The sequence below is a fragment of the Ruegeria sp. YTSA226 genome (assembly GCF_059609905.1).
The window spans coordinates 382,452-404,517 of sequence record NZ_JBXWMQ010000003.1 but is presented as its reverse complement, the minus strand read 5'-3'; the positions used below and the strand labels follow the sequence as shown (position 1 = coordinate 404,517).

Below are 22,066 nucleotides of genomic sequence, written 5' to 3'. Positions count from 1 at the left end.
CGGACGCGATCAATTCGATCTCGTCGCGCTGACGGCCCAGCTCGGACGTGATCGAGCCGAACAGCTCTGGGTCGCGCTCTGAGAGAGACTGGGTGAAAAAACCTTGAGTGCGTTGCGGGGCGTTCACTTTGAAACCTCCTAAAAGGGTTAGCCGGTCCAGCCAAGGCCAGCGGAAATAGCGTTCATCGATTGCAGGAGGGGAACAGGAACCGATCCTGCCTGAGGCTCGGTTCGAGCTTGTCGCAGCAATTCGACCTGCAGCGCGTGAATGCGGGCCAGTTCTGCCCGTTTGCGATCAAACCGCTCGCACAGGCGAGGGAAACGGTGTCCGATAGTTTGTCCTCCCGTCAGAAATTGCACTGCACTGCAGGCGCTATCGTATTCCGCTTTGATTGACTGAAAGACGATTTGTCGGGTGTTCTCATCGTGCACTAGTTCGCCGTATTGTGCGGCGATGCCCATATCCGCTTGATAGAGCGATTTCTCCATCTCATCGACGGCAAGGCGGAACAGCCGGGAGTGCTGAAACATATCCTGCAGCACTTCATCACCGCGCGCGCCACGAAATTTGCGGAAGCTGGCCATTGCGGCCCCGAAACCATACCAGCCCGTGATCAGGTGGCGGTTCTGCGACCAGGCAAAAACCCATGGAATGGCGCGCAGATCATCCAGACTGGCCGCGCCAAAGCGACGTGCCGGACGAGATCCTATTTTCAGGCGGGCTAATTCCTCGACCGGGCTGGCCTGCTGGAAATAGTCCAGAAAGCCTGGCATCTTCAAAAGCGAGACATAGGTTGTCTGTGACAGTTCCGACAGAGCATCCAGCGCGTCGTCGAACTCGGGCCGTGCCAGGGTTTCGCCAGGATTGGCGGTATGACGCAACGTGCTTGAGAGGAGCAGTTCCAGATGGGCCGCGGCTGTTCCGCGGTTGGCGTATCTGGTCGAAACAACTTCGCCCTGTTCAGTTACGCGCAAGTGCCCGGAAATTGTTCCGCTGGGCTGCGCAGCAATCGCCCGCCCAGTGGGAGCGCCGCCCCGACTGACTGAGCCCCCGCGTCCATGGAAAAAAGTGACCTTGAAACCTTGCGAAGCCAGTGCCGTCACGATGCGACGTTGGGCGCGCTCCAGCTCCCATGTTGAGCAGAAATACCCGCCATCCTTGCCGCTGTCCGAATACCCCAGCATCACTTCGATTTCATTTCCATCGGTTTTGAGGCTGCGGCGGGCAAGCGGTACTGCCAAAACGTCCAGCAGGATCGCAGGGGCATTGCGAAGATCTGCAATCGTTTCGAATAATGGCACCACCGAGATATCCAGTGTCTCGGACCCGAAACCGGAATAGCGGGCCAGCAGGTACACACCGAGAATATCATCGGCAGACCGGGTCATGGACAGGATAAATGGCCCAATTGCCTTGGGGTCCGGCCCCGAGCGAACACTATGAACAAGCGCTAAGAGCGCCAGCATTTCCTGCGCCTGATCGCTCAGCGCCTCGCGGTTTTGATAGGGCAGGTTTTGATCTGCCAGCTCTGATCGCAGACGGGTAGACCAGTCGGGCGTGCCATATTCCGGTGCATGTCCGGATTGCGACCAAATTTCCGTCAGAACGTCATTCGTGACGGTTGAATTCTGACGAATATCCAGGGTTGTGGTTCGGAACCCGAAAACCGCAGCGGCGCGGCACAGCGGACGGATATGCCTCTGTGCCAGGACGTCGGCGTTGACCGCGCACAAAGCCGCATCAAGTGCCCCAAGATCGCTTACGAATTGTGAGATGTGATCATAGCCGCCATCGGTCAGCCGATAGCGAATGGCATTGAGAGCTTGCCGGAACGGTTCGTTTCGATTGCGATCGTCGTCCGGAGTCCGGTCGATAATTTCTTGTACACGTGCACGGTTTGACTCAGGAAGCGGCAATATGAGCGCGCTGATGCTCAACCGGCTTGCAGCTTGATCGATGGCCTGACGATAAAGATCCTGAACCGTTTCACGGCCGCGTTGCAGGGCCAGTGCGGTCATCTCGGTTGTGACATTCGGATTGCCATCCCGGTCGCCGCCAATCCAGCTGTGAAAGCGAATGTTGGGTGTTTTGGCTAGAGTCTGACCCAACACATGCAGGCAGGCCTGATCGAACCGATCCATGACCTGCGGGACGGCGTCAAAGATTGCATCCCGGAAGAATTGCAACCCCCACTCGATCTCATCGCGCAGACTTGGGCGCGACAGGCGAAGTTCGCCTGTCAGCCACAAAAGATCAATCTCGCCTTCCAGGCCATTCAGCAATTCGGTGCGTTCGGTCGGGGTCCATCGTTGCACTTCAAGACTGACAAGATTGCGGTAGATCCGCCGGTGAATTTCCAAAACGGTGACCCGTTTGGCCTCGGTCGGGTGCGCGGTTAGGGTGGGACCGGCGCATAGGTCAGCCGTCAGTTTTTTTGTCTGGCTGTCCGTTAATTGCAGTTCAGACAACACCTCGGCAAACCCGCCTTCGACCGCTTCCGCGCCGCTTAGGGTCTCGGTCAGGCGCCGGTCCCGAACATGGGCGTTTTCATCAATGATGCGTAACAGTTGGAACCAGATCGATAGGGCTTGCAGATACGGCGTTGCCTCGAGCCCTGTAGGGATGGGTTGCAACGGCATGGCCTCGGCCCATGTCGCCACATGCGGCGCCCGCTTCGACAGAATATTCCGCCACAACGCCCGCAGTTCCGAGCGCAATTCCTCGGCATAGCCCGAAGGGTCCGGGGTGGACGGAATATTGCGGGCCAGCGCTTGCATCAGATCACCTGGTCCCGCGGGGTGCGACCTGCGAAAAAGTCGGCCAGATTGTCGAGTACGCGAAAGCCCATGGCCTCGCGCGATTCTTTTGTGGCGCTACCCAGATGGGGTAGCATCACCAGGTTGTCGCATTGCAACAGATCCGGGCTAATGCGAGGTTCGCCATCGAACACGTCCAAAGCAGCCCCACCGATCGTGTCGAACATCAGCGACTGCACAAGCGCGTGCTCATCCACGACCTCACCGCGCGCAGTGTTGATGAGGAAGGCGTTGGGCTTCATCAGATCCATTCTGCGCCCGTTGATCAGGTGCCGGTTTGCGGCCCCACCCGGGCAGTGCAGTGAGACGAAGTCGCAGTGCGGCAGCAGATCGTCCACGGTATCGACCTGAGTTGCGTTGAACTGTTTCAATACCTCGGACGAGACAGTGCTCCGGTTCTGGACAAGAATATTCATGCCGAACCCATGGTGCGCGCGACGGGCCATTTCCTGACCGATGCGGCCAAAACCGATGATGCCCAGAGTCTTGCCGCTGACCTTGGTGCCGACCAGATGGGTCGGGCGCCAGCCGGTCCAGCCGCCCGCGCGCAGCTCACGTTCGCCTTGGCCGGCGCGGCGGGCTACCATCAGCAGCAATGTCATGGCCAGATCAGCCGTGCATTCGGACAGGACATCCGGCGTATTGGTTACGGTCATACCAAGGCTGCGCGCAGCGGGTTCACAGATATGGCTGTAACCAACTCCATAATTGGCGAGGATTTTGGTTTGCGCCGCAGATACGTCCAGCGCCTCGGCGCTGAGCGTGTCGGTGACCGTAGGCAGAACCGCGTCATAACGTTTCAACGCGTCGCGGATCTCGGCCGGGGACAATGGTTTGTCCCCGATGTTGAGTACGGTGTTGTAGTTTTCGGCCAGTTGCGCCTCGACGGCGGCGGGCCAGCGACGGGTGACAAGGACCGAAGGTTTGACCATCACGCAGCCTCTCCCATGACGCGGGCGATGGTCTCGCCAATTACCGCAGGGTTTTCAGCAACAGTCACACCCGCCGCCGATAGGATTTCGACCTTTTCCGAGGCGCTTTCGCCAAATGCCGAGATGATCGCCCCGGCATGACCCATGGTCCTGCCTTTGGGTGCGGTCAGACCGGCGACATAGGCCACGACGGGTTTGGTGACGTGGTCTCGGATATACTCGGCCGCCTCGGCTTCCTGAGGGCCGCCGATTTCGCCGATCATGGCGATGACCTCGGTGTCCTCATCCTGTTCGAACCGCTCAAGGATATCGCGGAATGACGAGCCGTTGATCGGGTCGCCACCGATACCGACGCTGGTTGAGACGCCAATACCACGCTCCTTCAGCTGCGCTGCGGCTTCATAGCCCAGCGTGCCCGAACGACCGATGATGCCGACATTGCCCGGCAGGTAGATATGGCCCGGCATAATCCCCAGCAGCGCCTTGCCAGGGCTGATAGTTCCAGCACAGTTCGGGCCGGTCAGCACCATGCGATTGTCCTTGGGATAGCGATACATATAGCGTTTGACGCGGATCATGTCCTGCGCCGGGATGCCGTCGGTTATGCAAACGCAATAACGGATACCGGCATCTGCGGCCTCCATGATCGAATCCGCCGCAAACGGGGGCGGCACGAAGACAAGGCTGGCCTCTGCGCCGGTGGCCGTGACCGCTTGTTTGACAGTGTCGAAGACAGGCACGCCTTCTACGATTTCGCCGCCCTTGCCAGGGACGACACCGCCAACAACATTGGTGCCGTATTCCAACATATCCTTGGTGTGAAAGCGCGCCATACGTCCAGTGATGCCCTGAACAATAACGCGGGTGTCGCGGTCCAGAAGAATGCTCATTACACAGCCCTCATCTTGGTGTTTTGGGTCAAATCGTTTTGCCATGCACCAACGGCGCGTTCGGCAGCTTCCATCAATGTTGTTGCACGAATAATCGGCAGGCCGGACTTGGCGAGTATTTTCTGACCTTCTTCAACATTCGTCCCGGCAAGGCGCACGATGACTGGGATGTCGATATCCAGTTCCTTCAGAGCCTGCACGACGCCTTCGGCTACCCAGTCGCAGCGGTTGATGCCGGCGAATATGTTGACCAGAACCGCTTGGACGTTCTTGTCGGACAGTACCAATCGGAAAGCTTTGGCAACACGTTCTGGTGACGCGCCGCCTCCGATATCGAGGAAGTTTGCAGGCTCTCCCCCGGCCAGCTTGATCGTGTCCATCGTCGCCATGGCCAGACCGGCACCATTCACGATGCAGCCGATATTGCCGTCCAGCCCGACATAAGACAGGCCACGATCCGCCGCGCGGCTTTCACGGGGGTCTTCCTGGCTTTTGTCGCGAAGCTCCGCGACCTGCGGGTGGCGGAACAAGGCGTTGTCATCAAAGCTCATCTTGGCGTCCAGCGCCAACACGCGATCGTCACCGGTGATGACGAGCGGATTGATTTCAACCATGGTCGCGTCCAGCTTGTTGAAAGCGGCGTAACACCCTTGGAGGGTGCGGACCATGTTTTGGATCAGACGGGGCTCCAGTCCCAGATTGAAGGCAATCTCGCGCGCCTGAAACTCCTGCAGACCTACCGCAGGTTCGACGATGGAGCGGACAATGCTTTCAGGGCGTTCTGCGGAAATATCCTCGATCTCCATTCCGCCCTCGGACGAGGCGACGATCATCACGCGTTGGCTTGAGCGGTCGAGCACAAAACCCAGATAGATTTCCCGATCGATCGGAACGGCAGATTCGACGTAGACGCGATAGATGCCTTTGCCATCGGGTCCGGTCTGATGCGTCACCAGCTTGCGGCCAAACATCTCCTCACAGGCTGCGTATATTTCGCTTTCCGAATTGCACAGCTTTACGCCCCCAGCTTTGCCGCGGCCACCTGCGTGAACCTGAGCCTTTACAATCCACTTGTCGCCGCCCAGCTCACGTGCACGATAGGCAGCTTGCTCGGGGCTGTAGGCCAAGGCCCCCGAAGGGACTTCGACGCCGAAATTCGAAAGAAGTTCTTTCGCCTGATATTCGTGGATATCCATCTGCATTTCCTCCCGTTTATGCAGCGATAGATGTGCCGTAGCGGCTTTCCAGAAGCGCTTCGATCGCTTCGAGATTCACCGAACCACCCATCTCGCGGATTGCTTCGGCAAACAAATGCACGATGCGGCCGATCGACTGATGATTCAGTTGGTTCAGGATGCCGATGCGGACCTGAACAGGTGCGCTGAGGGTTGGCCAGATGCCAAAGCCCCGGGCCCGGCAATTCTGCACCAGCTCCATTTCGCGGCCTGCAAGTTCAGCGGGCAGGTTCAGCACCACAAGGCTGGACATGTCCGAGGTGACCTCGCAGCCCATCGCAATGACGGCATCGCGCAGCACGGCCTCGTGCGTTTTGTAGGCATGCGCGCGCTTCGCTAGCCCCTCCTGCAGGGTCAGGCGTAACGATTCATGAAAGGCCGCGACGGCATAGCCCGAATGTGTTCGGTGATATGTGCCTTTTTCAACATCCTGGCCATCGACGATGCCCCAGTGGCGGGCCTCGAAAATGGGATTGTGAACATAGCTGTAGGCACCCGTTGCTTTCAGGCTGTCGATATATGCGTCGGTAAAACTGACGGGAGCATAGGTAAGCGGCAAGCAGCACAGGCCCTTTTGCGGACAAGAGGCCCAGCCCGCGATGCCCGGATAATCATCAACCCGGAAATCTTCGACACCCAAAGACGAAACGGCGTCGATCAGACCCATTGCACCATGGTGCTCGCAGGCATCCGAGAAACCGCGCAAATCATTGATGCGTCCTGATCCCGTTTCCCAATGTGCCATAAACGCCCATTTGGGCTTGTGTTCAGCCAGTGCGGCTTCGACCATGTCACCGGTCACCGACTGACCATGCGGCACGTCGATGATCGTGACACTGGCGGCCTGCGGATCCAAGGGGTTGGCAGCATGTTCGTCCGGTGTCGCTGCCTTGATCCGAAGGGTCAGTGTATCGATGCCCGAAAAGGTCCCGTTGTTGAACGCAACAACCTTGTCACCGGGCATGACAGCCGAGAACATGGTGTCCAAAGCGCTCCAACCGGTGCCTGCGACCGCAAAGGTGTATATGTTCGTGGTGCCCCAGATTTCGCGCAGCATGTGCTTGCATTCGATCATGCCGCGCAAAACGTCGCCCTGCATGTGATCCGCAACTCCGGCGCTGGAAAAGGCTTGTAGAACGCGCGCGTCTGTATTGCCCGGCCCGGGGCCTGCGGCCAGCGTCTCGGGGATTTCGAGCGTTGGATAAATCTGGAAAGTCATTGCGATCCTCCTTGATCGTTGGGGTGGTCAACCACGCCCAGACATCTCGTTGTGGATCAGGAAAGCCTTGCTTGCGTCATCGCGCAACGTAACTTACTACTGCTTTAGGACTTCTAATGGGATGGGGAAAAACCTACCCGTATTGGCAAGAATACCGAAGTATACCAAGTTTTGCCCTATACGAATGGGTAGTTTCTTGAGGATTTGGATGTAAAATCAATGACAGAGCCTTCACAACAACCGATTGACGTCATGCTTGCCGACAACAATCCGCTGGTCTTATCGGCCATGTCGGAGATTTTTGAACGTGATCCGCGATTCTCTTTGGTTGCCACATCGGCGACAGCTGAAGGGTTCCTGGGCGCGGTCATGAGAGTTCCGGTCCAGGTGTGTGTGATTTCCTGGAGCTTGCCTGTTCTTGGCGCGGCCAAATTGATCGAGGTTTTGCGAGAACAGGAAGGCGCGCCCCGTTTTGTCATTTACGGCGATGATGTCGGAGATGTTCCGCGCCTTGCAATGCAGGCAGGAGCTGCGGGGTTCTCATCCCGGTCTGGTGAAGTTGAAGCGTTGCTGGAAACCTGCGCGGACGTGGCTGCTGGCAAGATGGTGTTTCCGTTCATCGATGTCCGCCAGATGCAACAGAATCCGATCCACAGCCTGTCGCGGAAAGAGCGCGCGATTCTGGAAGCTCTAGCCAAGGGCATGTCCAACCGCGAGTTGTCCAAAGAGCTTCAGATATCGACCAATACCGTGAAATTTCACCTGTCAAACATTTACGAAAAACTATCGGTTAAGAATAGGACGCAGGCCATCGCGTATTACTATTCGTCTAATGCGGCCTCACATTAGATAGATTTGCCCAAATGCTCCAATGGTGTGGTCATTCTGTTGGTCGCGTGATCGGCCTTTCTTAGGAACCCGTGGGGAATTGGGTGGCGGTTTCGTGAAAGCTCTGATCGACGGCGACGGTCGCAATGCAAACCTGAACCTGTTCTTCGATAGCTCTGCGCGCGAAAGAGGTCACGGCTGTGTCCGACGCGAAGGCATCGTAGATTACAGTTGGTTGAGCTTCGAAACTATATCGAGTTGGAAACAGAAACACGTCAATCTCATCATATAATTGCTGCTTTTTTTCGCCATATAGCGGGCCGTCTCATCTGATCTCGTCTTTGGCGACGGCGGCTTTGATCGAGGTCAGGTCTTGCTCCAGTGGGCCGGTCCGGCCAGGATCATTTCGACTTCAACCCCGAGAGAGTGCAGAGATCCGGCTGTTTCAAGAAAATCGTACAGCCCTTTCTCGCGGGACAGGTTGCTTAGAAGCCCGACCCCGCAAATGCCCAGGAGACCGCAGGCTGGTCTGTGTTTGGGGGCGAAAAACGCGTTTTCGGCGACGTGCCATTTTTGATTGCTTCGGTAAGCGTTCGGGCGCCAAACAAGGTCAGAATAGTCGGAACATAGGCCATAATGGCGTCTGTTTCACGATGAGCACCCAACATGGTCAGCTCGGTGCAGTAAGGTGCTGATCCAGTTTCTTCAGGCCAGAAGTAAGGAGCCAAGTTCAGGATGGATGATTTGGCTTTAGCAATATGGTTCCCCAACTTCCGTGCCTGCTTCTGGGCGGTTCTATGGGGTTCACATGCTCGCTTGAAAGTTGCAATGGCTCTGGGTCCGCTAGGCCAGATTTTGTCCTTCACGGGCGTGATGACTGAACAACAGCTTGTTTGATTGGACATCGGACAGAAAATCCGCAGTGCGCCCAGACAGCGCGCGATAAAAGGTTAGAAGACCGGGTTCGATTTCTTTGGCAATGTCGATGCAGTTTTGGCGCAGCTCATCGGTGCGCTCCAGCGGTTCGCGCGCACGTATGGCCGACAAAAGTTGAGCATGCGCATCGCGTAAGTTCTGGAATGCCTCGCTGTCGAGCATGCCCTGATCGCCAATCAATATGTAAACGGGCTCCAGGTTCTTTTTTCCTTTCAGGTCCACAAACCCAGCTTCCAACATCGCCAACTCTTGTTTGCCTAGAATGTAAACTGAATTCGAAACCAAGATGTCATAGTCGACATGTCGGCAGCTTTGTTCGATCCTGGCGGCGACGTTCACCACATCTCCGATCACAGTATAATTGAAACGCCGCCGCGACCCGATATTGCCCACACAGGCCTGTCCTGTCGCGCAGCCAGTGGCCAGCGCAATGGGTGGCCGTTCGCGCATGATTTCGGACCTATTGAACTGTGCCAATGCACCGCGCATCATCAAGGCTGCCCGTGCAGCGCGACAGGGATGATTTTCGACCGGAAGCGGAGCGTTCCAGAACGCCATGACTGCGTCGCCGATGAATTTGTCGATTGTGCCTCGCTCGTGCAAAATCTGATCTCCGACCTGTGAAAACAGCTCATTCAGAATGGCGACGAGCTCCGTGGCCGAAACCGACTCGGATAACGGGGTAAATCCACGGATGTCGGCGAACATGACGGTGATCTCTTGTGTTTCTCCACCAAGGACCAACTGATGGTCCGAGCCTTCCATTTCATCCAAAATTTCAGGAGCGACATAGTGAGAAAAAATCTTTCGGATCGCTCTTTTCTCTCGCTCGGTCGAAATGAATAGATATCCGGCCAACAGCCCGAAATTCGCCATCCCACCAGCAAGTGGGAAGGTTGCGTCAAATAATACGAGTTGATTTTGAAAGGCCATCCAGCTGATCAGCACAACAACGGCTGCAGATACGCCACCCGCAATGAAGGATGCGACCGCACCAAAGCTGGACATGACGGCGACGACCACTAACCCCAGTAAGACGAATGAGACCAACTCAAGCGCAGCGGTCACATCGGATCGGCTGAGCATTTCGCCCGTTAGGACTTGTTCAAGTAACTGCGCGTGGATCGAGACGCCGGGCACGGATTCTCCGAGCGAGGTCTGGTGCATATCAAACAGACCCGCCGCAGAGGTGCCAACAAGAATAATCTGGTTTTCGATCCGGGACCGCAGCGCAGGATCATCCGGATTCGTCATAACGTCATTGGCAGAAACATACAGTTCAGGCCGGTCTCGCCTGTACCGGATCCAGACTTCGCCGTTCTGAGTTGTTGGCAATCGAAAATCGCCCAGTTCAAGCGCCAGCATGACACCGGATTCATCGGACGCGCCCTCGGCGAAAAGGACTGTTTCCCCCAAGGCCACCCTAAGGGCCTCAATTCCCAGGCTTGGCAGGGCGCCATCCGGCCCCCCCCAAAGTACCGGGACCCGGCGGACCACACCGGTCCCACCAAGTGGTGAGACATTCACGCCCCCAATGCCTGTTGCATCTGAATAAAGTGGCGGAGCAGGAGGGGTCCAATGCGGAACCTGGACGAGCCCTGAGGTCGGAGACTCACCGATCTCGATGATCCCCGCCTTGGATATGACGGGCTGACCATCATCGGCTACACGGGCCGCTACACCCAGAACAACCGGCCATTTGGCGATTTCGGCTCCGAAAAAAACATCGTTGTCCAGGTTTTGGGCGTCTTCATCTACCGAGAGCACCTCGGCCAACGCAGGGTCTTCCAATAATCGAGCAGGCGAATAGCGGTCGGGTTCGACAAACAGCATGTCAAAAGCGATGACCGCAGCGCCATTTTGGCCGAGGTTTTCAACCATCTGAGCCATGAGATTACGCGGCCATGGCCATTGCCCCCAGTTGGCCAGTGACTGTTCGTCTATGTCGACAACACGGATTGGCAGGTCGGGGGTGTAATCGCGTGGGGCCATGCGCTGAAGGATGTCGAAATATATCAGCCGAGTCATGCGCACGGGAAACGGATCTATGACCCTGACAAAGCATCCAAACAGGATCAGGCACAAACCCACAAGGCGAAAACCCCTGCGGCGAGTGCTCCGTTCTTTCGACTTACCCGTCACGGTTGCCTCCGAAGACAGTGGTCGCTTTCACTGCCCGACATTACCGATTACCCATATCAGCCGATGCTCAGTTAACAGGTCTATTCGGTTTCGTATCCGGCGCTGCACCGCCTTCTATACTGGGCGCCTCAACGGGTGCAGATGCTACCGAAGCCTTCACCGCTTGCCGCTGCGGGGGCGCTGGGCGGGGCTCGGGAGCGTCGGATTTTTCGATGGGCTGCACTGGTGCTGATTCTCCGGCGCAGCCTTCGATATTCACGCGCAGCGGACTGAGAAGCCGTTCCTGAGACTGAATGAACGGAAATCCATTTTTCACTGCTTCGTCGTACTGTGCCTGATCGGCCGGGCGGCCCACCTTGCCTTTTTGACTGGTGGCAAACAGGCTGCATTGACGTCCAGTTGATCTGCAGCCGCCTTTCAGGCCGCACATCTGCACGGTGCCTTCCAGCACCAGCATCGAGCTTTGGGTGCCAGGCACAACCCACATGTCGAATATGGTCCCACGCACAGCCATTGTCGCAGTGGGGGTCTGGATGGAATAGGCACGTTTTCTGCTGTTGCCCGAGATGAAACGAAAGCTTCCACCCAAGGCCTGAACGGCAAAATTCTTGGCCTTCTTCTTGTTTCGCAACATGGTCACATCCAGCGCCATCTTTGCATTAGGCCCTATCGCGATCTTCGTTTCGTCAACAAAGATCAGCTGAACTACCCCTCTGCTGTCTGTGGATATGGAATCACCCGAGGCAACTTCCATGCCTTCAAGCAGTGGCCGGGAATTCCCGGCTCGGGTAATTTCTGCGCCTTGTTTGACGCTTACGACAGTACCAATGTTGGCCAGGATCTGCGACGGCAGTATCAAAACACAACAGGAAACACACAACACTCTTAACCAGACCAAACTAATTATCCCTTCCCCAAGGTTATTCCAGAGCGCAATGCGCCCGCTGCCCGGTCTGTGCCTCGTGGAATTTATTTCTTTGTATTATTTGTAAAAAATCTAAGCAAATATGCCTTAATGCCTATGTGTTTGGCAAGTTTTCTATGAAGCTGGAGAAAATTCCCACCTAATTGGGCTGACCCGGAGCTTCGGAAACTCTCTGTTTGTACATTGCCGGTGTTTCGGACAGGGCCCTTTTCAAATCAGTGTTTCGTTGGGCCGTCGCTCGCTTTCCCAGCCGATGTCTCTTGGGTCTGATCGCCTTATGGAAGGCCCGGCAGACACGCATTGCGGGTGACGTTTCGCGGCTGCCTTTGATCAAGCCCGAAAGCCATAGACATCATGGATTTGACTTTTTGAAGATTTTTTCACGAGGTCCCTTGTATTTCTTGGCGCTTATCGAATACACCGGCCAGCGGAGACGTGGCCGAGTGGTCGAAGGCGCTCCCCTGCTAAGGGAGTAGGCCCGGAAGGGTCTCGAGGGTTCGAATCCCTTCGTCTCCGCCACCAAATCTTCATATGATGTTTTTTTGTGATGGCTTACACGTTTTGAAGGCTTTACCCGCCACATCCACCAAGAAATATCGTGATCGGAAGGTCGGGTGTTCCGTTTCCAGCACCCAATGACCCGGCCCTTCGAAATCCTCGCGGGACGCGGTGGGTGCGAAGCTTGCTCTCGTGATCGACCATTGGTGCCTGGATTGTCGGCAAATCCGCTTATACCACCGAAACCGGTACCGTTGGTGTTGCAAGAGCCGGCACTACCGGGGTTGCTTCTGAATTCGGATGACTGTTCGGTATGAGGCTGCTGGCGCTCGAAAGGGTGACCGCCGGTAAAGTTGATTCAGCGGACAGGTCCTATTTGCCGATTTGACTGCCTTGGAACAGACTGCGGATTATCCGCTCAACTCCAAACTGGCCAATGGAAAACTCTGCAGAATTCTACCGGTCCATTCCTTTGGGACGGCGCAAAGAGCTGTGGACAGACCGTCAGCTAAGGCTGCATTGGGTGCGGAAATGGAAACAGTGTGGTTGCTTGGGCTTGGGCCGAATGGGTTCAGAATATGGCCGTGGTCGCCAGGCAAGAGCGTGCCTGCAACCGATGATGTGGCTACTGAGCGTTCTCGTAAAGTGATCTTCTTGTGGACTGTATTATTGTGACCCGCAAGGCCGACCCGCCAGTCTTGCCCGTCACCTCGCTGACCCATTGCCGCGATTTCTCCCATGTTAACCAGAACATCGCGTAAGCCAAAGGACCGTAACAGCGCCGCAATGCGATCGGTGATTGCGCCTTGTGCGATACCGTTCAATGTCAAGGCTGAGACACCGGGCACCGGCAGCTGGATCGCATCAGCGTCATATCGGACGCGGTGCCAGCCGACAGTTTCTTGGGCGGCAGTCAATTCAGATGCGCTGGCGCGCGCGGCCATCGCCCTCCAGACGGGTTGTATTGTGGGGTCAAAAGCCCCGTCTGATGCACTGTGAAGGGTCGAACACAGGCTCAGTACATTCAACAGCTCGGGGGCCGGTTGCTGCAGCAACCCGCTTCGGTTCAGCTCTGAAATCTGTGATCGCGATCGGTACAGACTAAAGATATCTTCCAGCCGGTTCAGCTCAGCTTCGATTGATGACAGCAGGGGCGCCGCCTCTGCCTCAGAAAGGCCAACAAGGTCAAGGCTGGCTCTGGCCCCCAGCGCGATGCCACGCCAATGCGCAACTGGTGCGCCAGAAGCGGCCGCCGGTAGCGCGGCGCATGCCGCAGACATGATCAGAAAACGACGTCGGGACAAACGGCTCATGCTGGTGTCTCCAGTTTCAGGTCCAGATCGACGGGGCCAAGCACTTCGGCGTCGGGTATGTCAGTCAGGGGCAAAGCGGACCCTCCGTACAGGATGATGAAGCTGTCCGCATCGGTCGGGTCTGCAAAGGGCACGACCTCGCGCGCGCCCATGCCGCCGGCGACATTGGCCCCGACGACGAAAGTCGCACCTTCGGCATTGATCCAGTTGGATTGACCTGGTTGATGCCAGCTTGGGGCGGTTCCCATATCGCTGACATAGATTGCAACAATGGCTGCCTCGCGTTCGGGGCTTTTGAGATAGGCAACCATGTCGCGAACCTGCGCAAAAAACAGTGGTGTGGGATAGCCGTCGAGATGAATCTGTCCTTTTGGACCACCATGTTCAGCAATATTCATCTGGCAAAAAAAGCTGAGTGCGTCTGGCGTCAGATCGACCGGGTCAGGCGCGGCAATCTGTTCTTCCTTACAGGCAGTCAGGGCGAGTAGAGCAATCAGGAAAAGACGCTTCATGGCTCGACCCTTCGGAACGCGAGCCGGGCAAGTGCAAGGCCTAGCAGGGGCCAGATCAGCAAAGACAACGGGGCGGCCCAAACGGGCAGAGCCTGCGCAGCGCCGGTCATGCCGGATGCCATCGCGACGCCCTCGGCCGCGGCGATATTCCACAGACGGAAAGCGTCGGCCGGGTTGGCCACCATCACCCATGGAAAGACGGATTGAGTGAAGGTGCCGCCCTTGTCCATGACGACGGCCCCCAACAGGCCCAGATCATAGAGGACGACAAAAACCAGCCAGAGCCCGGCCGACAGACCTGCTGCCGCCGTGGCCCCCTTTGCCAGGGCGGACAGCAAGTATCCCAATGCCAGAAACACGGCGCCCAGCACGATCGAAGTGAGGATAAGACGGACCAGAGCCAACAGGCTTTCTGGACCGGCACCACCGAACCATGCTGCCACCGCGCCAGCTGTGCCAAAACCGATGGTCATCGCAAAGGCAAGCGCCGACAAATGGGCGGTGAATTTTCCCAACAGGATTTCTCCGCGCCCGGCGGGATAGGACAAGAGCAGCGATAAGCTGCCCCGGTCCACATCGCCTGCGATGGCGTCAAAGGCAATCATCAGTGCCAGTAGCGGGGCAAGATAGACCGACAACGTCGTCATCGAGGCAACCGAGACAGTCAGCATATCAACGCCAAGCGTGCCTGTGGGTGCACTGCCTGCAAAGGTAAGTGCCAGCGCGAATAACACCATGATCAGTGTTGCCATCAGCAGCCAGCGGTTGCGGCGCAAGATCAACATTTCAGTGCGGGTGATGGCGAGGAAGCGGGTCATGGCCTCTTCTCCTGTGCATAGTAGCGATAGAGATCTTCCAGCTTGGGAGGTGTCATTTCCACATCTGCCACCGCATCGCCCAATCCGGCGATCCGGCGCAAGGCCTCCATCTTGTCGTCGACGGTGCAGAGCAACTCAACGGACGCGCCATTGATCCGGCTGCCGCCCAGTTTGGCGGCCAAGGCGTCAGGGTTAGAGCTGGCGCGCACCTTCAGGCGGATTGGCAGACCCGCCAGCGCCGAAAGGTTGTTTAACGTGTCATCGGCCACCATCCGGCCCCCGCGCATGATTGCGATCCGGTCTGTGCGGGCCTCGACCTCAGTCAGGGCATGCGATGCGATCAGGACGGCGGTGCCTTTTGCGGCCAGTTCGTCGATGATGGCGTACAGATCCTGCCGAGAAATCGGGTCCAGTCCGCTCGTCGGCTCGTCCAGCAATGCCACTTTCGGCTGGCCCAGCAGCACTTGCGCCAATCCCAGACGTTGCCGCATCCCCTTGGAGTAGGTCCCGATCCGTCGGTCCAGTGCGTCGCTGAGGCCGACGCGATCCAGCAAACCGGGCACATCGGCCTTGGACCCCGAGAGCTGCGCGAAAAGAGTCAGCTGTTCCCGGCCCGTAAGCGCCGGGTGGAAGGACACCGCCTCGGGCAAGTACGCCGTATCCCGCCGCGCCTGCGCGCTGCCGGGTGTGGCGTCTCCGATCCGAATGGCTCCGCCCTCAATCGGGATCAGGCCAAGGATGGATTTGATCAGGGTCGATTTGCCAGCGCCGTTATGGCCCAGTAGCGCCACGCGCTGACCAGGGGCAAGAGACAGGGTGATGTCGTCAAGAACGCGGGTTTTGCCTCGGTCCTTACAGACGTTGTTTATCGTCAGGGCCTTATCCGTCATGAGGCACCTTTTTCATAGCTGAGGGTTCAGGGGCTCGCATCAATGGATTGCTGTCCATCACACCCCCCGGCAATAGTGCCGGGAAGGCTGATTGCGACCAGCGTACCAGCTGCACGGCAGGGGAGCCGAGCAGCAGCTTGGCTGCGGGTTGGGTCCACAGCACATGGTCCATCGAGTCATTGGGGCGATAAGGGGCATCAGCGACGCCGTTGCCATCCACATCATAGGCGGCGAAATCGGACCAGTAATTGCCGCGCCCGTCTTCAGACCACTCGACCCACTTGGTCGAAACGTATTTCACCTGAGTCCGGTTTCCGACAAAGGCGTTGCCGACGATACGGTTACGTTCTGACCCAGCAGTGAAGTGAATGCCGATGCCGCAACCCTCGAACCAGTTGTCGGTGAATTCGTTCTTGTTCGAGTTATACAGGAAGGTGCATTTCTCCTTTGCACCCTTAACGACGTTCCCGGAAATCACGCTCTTGTTGGCATAGTTCAGCATCACACCATGTTCGCGATCATCAATCGACACATTGCCGGTGACTTTGACATTGGTCGTGAACATCACCGCATAGCCCAAATCATTGCCGATCGAGACGTTATCGCTGACCACCGAGTCGTCGGCATACATGTAGTGCACCGCGAACCGCAGGTCGCGGAACAGGTTTCCAGTAAAGGTGTTCTTCTTGGACGAGTTCACAAAGATCCCATCGCGCCCGTACCGGATATCATTGTCTTCGACCCGCGCACCCGGTGCGTTCCAGACATAGACGCCGTTGCCGCGGTCATTCATCCGCTTGTCCTGACGCCCTTCGATCCGGTTGCCGCGCACGACGCTGTCCTTGGCGCCGTGGATGTCGATGCCATAGAGATTGCCCAGCAACACATTGCCTTCGATCACCGGCGCATGGGCCGTTTTGACCAGCTGAATGCCACTGTCGATCCCATCATGGCTCGAGCCCGAACCAATCACTGTCAGACCGCGCACGGTCACGCCCGGTCCGGTCACGGTGATGACGCTGCCGACGCCTTGTCCGTCAATGGTGGCCTGCCCCTGCCCGTCAATAATGACAGGCCGGTCCAGAACCAATGTCTCAGAGTAGACACCGGGGCTCAGGCGAAGGGTGTCTCCATCCGCCGCCTGCGCCAGTGTTTCATTGATGGCCCCCGCCCGGTTGGGCACATCCCAATCCGCCGCCCAAAGGGGCGAGCCGAGCAGGAGCGGTATGAGCAGGGGCCAACGCATGAGTTATGCTCCCTGCGGCTCGACCAGCATCCGGCCGCGCATTTCCATGTGCAGCGCGTGGCAGAACCACTGGCAATAGAACCAGTGCACGCCCGGACGGTCGGCGGTGAAGGTGACCGAAGCGGTCGCCATCGGCGCAACTTCCATCGCGATGCCGTAGTTGCCCAGGCAGAAGCCGTGGGTCACGTCGTCCACGTCATCCAGGTTGGTGATGTAAACCGTCACCTCATCACCCTGTTTGACGGTGAACTTCTCAAGGCTGAAGGTCGGGGCCTGCGAGGTCATATAGACCCGCACCTTGTTGCCGTCCCGGATGGGTTCTTCGGCGCCGTCTTCCAGATCGATGCCATCGGCCTCGGCCTGTTTGCGGGCGTCTTCCCAGGTTATGTCGTTACGGTCCCAGACGTTGACCGGGTTGACGATGTCAGCGCGCACCATGATCGAGTCATGCGGCTCGGCAAAGGTCGGCCCGTCGTGAACCACCTTCATCTCGTTGGTTGAGATATCGATCAGCTGCTCGTTCTCAGGCTTAAGTGGACCCGTGTTCAAGAACCTGTCTTTCGAGAACTTGTTCATCGAAATCAGCCACTTGCCATCAGCCTCCTTGGTTTCACCCATGGTGGTCGAGTTATGGCCCGGCTGATAATGCACATCGACCTTCGAGATAATCGGGTCAACATCGGCGCCGCCGTAAGCCTCGATTGCCTTGTCGAGGTTCCACTTCACGATCTGACTGTCCAGGAATAGCGTGGTGAACGCGTTGCCCTGGCCGTCATAAGCAGTGTGAAGCGGGCCAAGACCCAGCTGCGGCTCACCCACGATGCAGGACCGTGGATCGGCATCACTTTCGAACAGGGCGTCCAGTTTGGTGACATCCATGATCGATACGGTCGGCGACAGTTTACCGTTGATGCAGACATGCTTGCCGTCAGGCGCAGTGTTGATGCCGTGCGGTGAGTTCGGGATCGGGATGTAACGGGTGTATTTCTTGTTCTGACCCTTACGGCCGTCCAGAACCTTGACGCCTTTCAGTTCCTGATAGTCGCCCGCCTCAATACCCGCTTCGATTTCCGCGAGGTTGAAGACAACAACATGGTCCATCTCGTTCTCGGTCATCTCGGCCAGGTTCATCCCCATTTCCGAGTTGTACGAGGTCGAATAGGCGTATTTGCCCTGATAGTCGCAGTCAGTGTTATCGAGGTTGCCCGACACGATCACCTGCCATGCCACTTCCATAGTGTCGCCGTCCAGCGCGGTGAAGATGTTCACGTATTGCGACGGATCGTCCAGCACAGTGCCGTCATTGACCAATGGAGTTTCATCTTCGCCATTGGCAAAGACATAACCAGTGCGCGGGAATTTCTGCGGACGCAGACCGTGGATCGCCTTGGCGTTCGGGATTTCGGTGATCTTGTCGCATTTCATCACGTCGCAACGTACGCGGGCGACGCGGGTGTTGGCCTTGTCGTTCATGAACAGGTAACGGCCATCATATGTGCCGTCGGTGAACGACATATGCGGGTGGTGCAGGTCACCGTTATCGTAGGTTTTCATGCCGCGCTTGGCGAGGAATTCCTTGGTTTCCGGCAGCAGGCCATCGGTCATGATCTTCAGCGATTCATTGGTCTGACCCCAACCGGTAGCCGAACAGCGGTTGAACACCGGCACCCGCATCAGCTCGCGCATGGACGGGAAGCCCAGAATGCGCAGCTCACCGGTCTGACCCGAGGACCAGAAACCGTAGTATTCGTCCAACTCACCAGGTTCGAGATTGGCATTGGCCGCGGCGCTGGCCTGTTTTGCGGTCATCAGGGTTGATCCCAGACCGGTTCCGGCTAGCACGGCGCCAGTGGCGGTCGCCCCCAGCATACCGCGGCGTGTGACGGTTAGTTTGTTGTCATGTTCCGACATGATCGTTCCTCCTTTTAGGAAACGGTTTTCGGTTTGGCGTTTGGATGGTTCGCCGGTGGTTGTCCGAGTGGGGTCTTGAGATCGACCGACCCTGTCTTGGCCCGCCGTTTCAGTTGGCGGATAACGACGGGACATTTGTCCTCGGACTGGTAGAGCACCTGACAATGCAGGCAGGTGACGCACTCGTTCGGATTGATCTCACCTGTGGGGTGGATCGCCTGAACGGGGCATTCATTGGCACAGGTCTGACAGGGGGTGCCGCAGTCCTTGTAACGGCGTAGCCAGTCGAACATGCGCATGCGGGCCGGGATCGCCAGTGCTCCGCCCAACGGGCAGAGATAGCGGCAGTAGAACCGCTCAACGAACAGGCCGATCCCCAACAGGGCCAGCGCAAAAACCACAAACGGCCAGTCGCGCATGAATTTCAGAATGATCGCGGTCTTGAAAGGTTCGATCTCGGCATACTTCTCGGCCAGCGGGATGGAGACAAAGCTGAGGCCGAAGAGACCCAGGAAGATCATGTATTTCGCGGGCCACAGCCGTTCATTCAGGCCCCAGGGCAGGGTCCATTGCGGCATGCGAAAAGCCCGCGCGATCTTGTTGGTCAGTTCTTGCAGCGCACCAAACGGGCACAGCCAGCCGCAATAGGCACCGCGTCCCCAGAACAACAGGGCGGCTGCCACGGCGAACCATTGGATGAACACCAGCGGGTCCAGTAGGAAGGCATCCCATGAGAAACCCGTGCGCAAACTGCCCGCCAGCGCCATCAGGTTCACCACGCTCAACTGGGCATTCGCGTACCAGCCGATGAAGAACAGGGTCATTGTCAGATAGCCGATGCGGAACCAGTAAAAGACCCGCGCGTTCATCGTGGCATGGAACTGGAAAAAGAAGGTCGCCGTCAGTATCAGCAGCATGACGCCCAGACCGGCAATCTCGACTGTGCGATCCTTCCAGATACGTTTCCAAAGAGCGGCTTTGGCGGCGGCTTCACCTGTGGCGTCATCCACAACGGTGGGGGCTACGACTGGCAACAGGTACTGCTCAGGCAGTTTGTAGCCCAAATCGAAGGTCAGGAACGTCTTTTCAACCGCACCGACGGCGCGTTGCACCAACAGTTGCAGGCGGAACGGTTCGGCCGGATCAAACTCTGCCTCAGCGGGGATTTTGAAGATATCCAGCTCGGTGAAACTGGGCGCATCGGCGGCCGCAACTCTGCCCAGACGCTCTTGCTGTTTATCAAAGAAGCGTACCGAATTATCACCTTGAATCAGCTGAATACGGTCGAAAATCCCGCCACGTACATAGCCTGACCCCTTGAAGCTATAGGCGCCACGACCCAGCACCAGGATGGCTTGCTCGCCCTCGCCCAGCCACTCGGTCAGGTTTTGATACTCGGCCTCGCCCAGCAGTGACTTGCCGATCGACGGGACCGAAACCAACGCCAGATGCATGTCGATGAAGGTGTCGTCGGGCGTGCCCCGTTCACGGCGCCTGATGGCGCGCTGGTCGCCGGTTGCCTCGAACGCAGCGTTGACCTGACCGACATCCAGTGTCAGGCGTCGGACCGAGCCGTCACCCGAAAGCGTTGTCCAGTCATAAGTGGCGTCTTGTGCCATATCGACTTCGCGCTTTGGCCCGTCGGCCTGCAGCGGTGACAAGCCACCCAACCCCAACGCCCGCGCTACCTTGATGCCGCCACGCACGAGACTGTCGTCGATCACCATGATTGTGACAGTCGCGCCCGAGATAATGTCGAGGTCATGGCCCTCACCGCCTGTTTCAGCCTCAACCCTAAGGTCCAGGCCGGCGTAGCCTTCGGTCAGTTCGACCATGCGTGCGTTCGGAATCCCGATCAGTACGATGGGTTCCGAATGCTTGACCAGCTTAACGCCAGTAAGCACCGCATCATTGTCGATCGCTGCAACGACGTGAATGGGTTTGCCGGAATAGCCTGTGGTGCCCACGAAATCCGAGGTCAGAAAGGCCCAGGCAATCGTTTTGCCCCCTTTCAGGATAGGCGCAACCGGAATGTCTTTTCTGATCGGGCCAAATGCCTCGGCGCCGGGGATCAGGTCCGCGGGCTCAAGTTCTGGCAGAAAACTGGCTAGGCTGTCGGCATGTGCGCTAATCGCCATCAGGCAGGACAGAAAAAAGGCCAGCAGGAAATGGATTGCGCGACTTACGACCACGGCGCACCTCCGATGATTGGGGTGGACGCCATGGACGTGCGCGGGGCGCGTTCGGTTTTAAATTCTGGTGCAGGGGGGGGACCCCGGGTTTCTGGCCACAGCCGGTCAGAGCCAATTAGCTCGAAGGACCTGTTGTTTTGGCAAGATAAGAATTGAACCCTTCCTAGTTGCGTCACTTCCAGCGGCATGGGCAGAGGTGCGGCACCGGTCACGGCGCACAGCGCGCAATCGGCGCATTTGGGGCAAGGTGCGGTCGGGTCTGCATCGCCTTTTTCAAGATCAACCTCGACCCAGACCGCGCCGCCCTCCGAGCAGATCTCAACCCACATGCTTTGCCCGGGACTCGCCAGCGCCGGGCTAAGCAGCTGCAAAAGCAGAAGGATTATACCTGCCACCGCACAAGCTGCGCGGGACGCGCAAACAGCTGAAATGTGCAAAGGATTTTGGGCGGGCATGGAGAATCCAACTCGGTGATCTTTCCCAAGTCCTAAGAGATTCCCGAAAGCAGATACTTGACTTCGGTTAGGCCTTTGGAGAATCCGACCTAGCCGTCTGCTTCGTCCATCAAACTGCGTACCCAGCGCCCTGCAAACCAGCAGGCAGGTACACCCAATGGGATTGACCACAGGATGGCTGTGACAGGCTCAATCACTCCGAATCCGGCTCTGTTGGCGATCAGGCCAGCCAGAAAAAGGTTTATGGCCACGGTCAGCGCAGACGCTGGATACAGCAATATGGCCAGTTTCCACAGCGGCCATTTGC

At 57.5% G+C, this 22,066-nt stretch carries 18 protein-coding genes and 1 tRNA gene; 2 read left to right on the top strand and 17 right to left on the bottom strand.

Annotated elements, in window-relative coordinates; all coding sequences use genetic code 11:
* Positions 1 to 147: 147 nt before the first annotated feature.
* Genes AC2FFF_RS07010 through AC2FFF_RS06990 form a run of 5 tightly spaced genes read right to left on the bottom strand, consistent with a single transcriptional unit; the run spans position 148 to position 7,093 of the window.
* On the bottom strand, positions 148 to 2,778 hold the full coding sequence (locus AC2FFF_RS07010) for a phosphoenolpyruvate carboxylase (protein ID WP_281972636.1): 2,631 nt from the start codon (positions 2,776 to 2,778) through the stop codon (positions 148 to 150).
* Positions 2,778 to 3,749, bottom strand: a complete 972-nt coding sequence (locus AC2FFF_RS07005) for a 2-hydroxyacid dehydrogenase (RefSeq protein WP_281972635.1) — start codon at positions 3,747 to 3,749, stop codon at positions 2,778 to 2,780. Before AC2FFF_RS07005 ends, AC2FFF_RS07010 begins: the two co-directional genes overlap by 1 nt.
* Positions 3,749 to 4,639 carry a succinate--CoA ligase subunit alpha gene (sucD, locus tag AC2FFF_RS07000; RefSeq protein ID WP_281972634.1) on the bottom strand — a complete coding sequence of 297 codons (891 nt, stop codon included), beginning with the start codon at positions 4,637 to 4,639 and terminating at the stop codon, positions 3,749 to 3,751. The genes AC2FFF_RS07005 and sucD overlap by 1 nt, the downstream gene beginning before the upstream one ends.
* Complete coding sequence (locus AC2FFF_RS06995; protein ID WP_281972633.1) at positions 4,639 to 5,835, bottom strand: malate--CoA ligase subunit beta; 1,197 nt, start codon at positions 5,833 to 5,835, stop codon at positions 4,639 to 4,641. The genes sucD and AC2FFF_RS06995 overlap by 1 nt, the downstream gene beginning before the upstream one ends.
* A gap of 16 nt (positions 5,836 to 5,851) precedes the next feature.
* A complete protein-coding gene (locus AC2FFF_RS06990) occupies positions 5,852 to 7,093 on the bottom strand; it encodes a pyridoxal-phosphate-dependent aminotransferase family protein (protein ID WP_281972632.1) in 1,242 nt (413 codons plus the stop codon).
* A 219-nt stretch (positions 7,094 to 7,312) separates the two neighbouring features.
* Here AC2FFF_RS06990 and AC2FFF_RS06985 point away from each other — a divergent pair, with 219 nt between their 5' ends.
* Positions 7,313 to 7,942: a response regulator transcription factor gene (locus tag AC2FFF_RS06985; RefSeq protein WP_246097171.1), complete on the top strand. Its 630-nt coding sequence runs from the start codon at positions 7,313 to 7,315 to the stop codon at positions 7,940 to 7,942.
* 61 nt (positions 7,943 to 8,003) lie between these two features.
* Here the strand turns inward: AC2FFF_RS06985 and AC2FFF_RS06980 are convergent, their stop codons facing one another.
* The 3 genes from AC2FFF_RS06980 to AC2FFF_RS06970 form a co-directional block, all read right to left on the bottom strand.
* On the bottom strand, positions 8,004 to 8,195 hold the full coding sequence (locus AC2FFF_RS06980) for a hypothetical protein (RefSeq protein ID WP_271948651.1): 192 nt from the start codon (positions 8,193 to 8,195) through the stop codon (positions 8,004 to 8,006).
* A 569-nt stretch (positions 8,196 to 8,764) separates the two neighbouring features.
* Positions 8,765 to 10,885 (bottom strand): CHASE2 domain-containing protein, encoded by a 2,121-nt coding sequence (locus AC2FFF_RS06975; protein WP_281972631.1) that lies wholly within the window; start codon positions 10,883 to 10,885, stop codon positions 8,765 to 8,767.
* Between the two features lie 181 nt (positions 10,886 to 11,066).
* On the bottom strand, positions 11,067 to 11,753 hold the full coding sequence (locus AC2FFF_RS06970; RefSeq protein WP_281972630.1) for a FecR family protein: 687 nt from the start codon (positions 11,751 to 11,753) through the stop codon (positions 11,067 to 11,069).
* Between the two features lie 600 nt (positions 11,754 to 12,353).
* Here AC2FFF_RS06970 and AC2FFF_RS06965 point away from each other — a divergent pair.
* Positions 12,354 to 12,443, top strand: a tRNA-Ser gene (locus tag AC2FFF_RS06965).
* Between the two features lie 389 nt (positions 12,444 to 12,832).
* Here the strand turns inward: AC2FFF_RS06965 and AC2FFF_RS06960 are convergent.
* The 9 genes from AC2FFF_RS06960 to AC2FFF_RS06920 all read right to left on the bottom strand — a co-directional run bounded on the left by AC2FFF_RS06960 (position 12,833) and on the right by AC2FFF_RS06920 (position 22,010).
* Positions 12,833 to 13,735 carry an FAD:protein FMN transferase gene (locus AC2FFF_RS06960; RefSeq protein ID WP_281972629.1) on the bottom strand — a complete coding sequence of 301 codons (903 nt, stop codon included), beginning with the start codon at positions 13,733 to 13,735 and terminating at the stop codon, positions 12,833 to 12,835.
* Positions 13,732 to 14,247 carry a nitrous oxide reductase accessory protein NosL gene (locus tag AC2FFF_RS06955; protein ID WP_142635212.1) on the bottom strand — a complete coding sequence of 172 codons (516 nt, stop codon included), beginning with the start codon at positions 14,245 to 14,247 and terminating at the stop codon, positions 13,732 to 13,734. Before AC2FFF_RS06955 ends, AC2FFF_RS06960 begins: the two co-directional genes overlap by 4 nt.
* Positions 14,244 to 15,065, bottom strand: a complete 822-nt coding sequence (locus AC2FFF_RS06950) for an ABC transporter permease (RefSeq protein WP_281972628.1) — start codon at positions 15,063 to 15,065, stop codon at positions 14,244 to 14,246. Before AC2FFF_RS06950 ends, AC2FFF_RS06955 begins: the two co-directional genes overlap by 4 nt.
* Positions 15,062 to 15,955: an ABC transporter ATP-binding protein gene (locus AC2FFF_RS06945; RefSeq protein WP_281972627.1), complete on the bottom strand. Its 894-nt coding sequence runs from the start codon at positions 15,953 to 15,955 to the stop codon at positions 15,062 to 15,064. Before AC2FFF_RS06945 ends, AC2FFF_RS06950 begins: the two co-directional genes overlap by 4 nt.
* Complete coding sequence (locus AC2FFF_RS06940; protein ID WP_281995284.1) at positions 15,945 to 17,201, bottom strand: nitrous oxide reductase family maturation protein NosD; 1,257 nt, start codon at positions 17,199 to 17,201, stop codon at positions 15,945 to 15,947. The genes AC2FFF_RS06945 and AC2FFF_RS06940 overlap by 11 nt, the downstream gene beginning before the upstream one ends.
* Positions 17,202 to 17,204: 3 nt before the next feature.
* Positions 17,205 to 19,112 (bottom strand): TAT-dependent nitrous-oxide reductase, encoded by a 1,908-nt coding sequence (gene nosZ / locus AC2FFF_RS06935; protein ID WP_281972625.1) that lies wholly within the window; start codon positions 19,110 to 19,112, stop codon positions 17,205 to 17,207.
* 14 nt (positions 19,113 to 19,126) lie between these two features.
* Positions 19,127 to 21,250, bottom strand: coding sequence for a NosR/NirI family protein (locus AC2FFF_RS06930; protein ID WP_281972642.1), 2,124 nt, complete (start codon positions 21,248 to 21,250; stop codon positions 19,127 to 19,129).
* Positions 21,251 to 21,294: 44 nt separating this feature from the next.
* The gene (locus AC2FFF_RS06925) at positions 21,295 to 21,759 is read right to left on the bottom strand and encodes a DUF2946 family protein (RefSeq protein ID WP_345741808.1); all 465 of its coding nucleotides are present in this window, start codon (positions 21,757 to 21,759) and stop codon (positions 21,295 to 21,297) included.
* 89 nt (positions 21,760 to 21,848) lie between these two features.
* A complete protein-coding gene (locus AC2FFF_RS06920; protein WP_345741807.1) occupies positions 21,849 to 22,010 on the bottom strand; it encodes a hypothetical protein in 162 nt (53 codons plus the stop codon).
* Between the last annotated feature and the right edge of the window lie 56 nt (positions 22,011 to 22,066).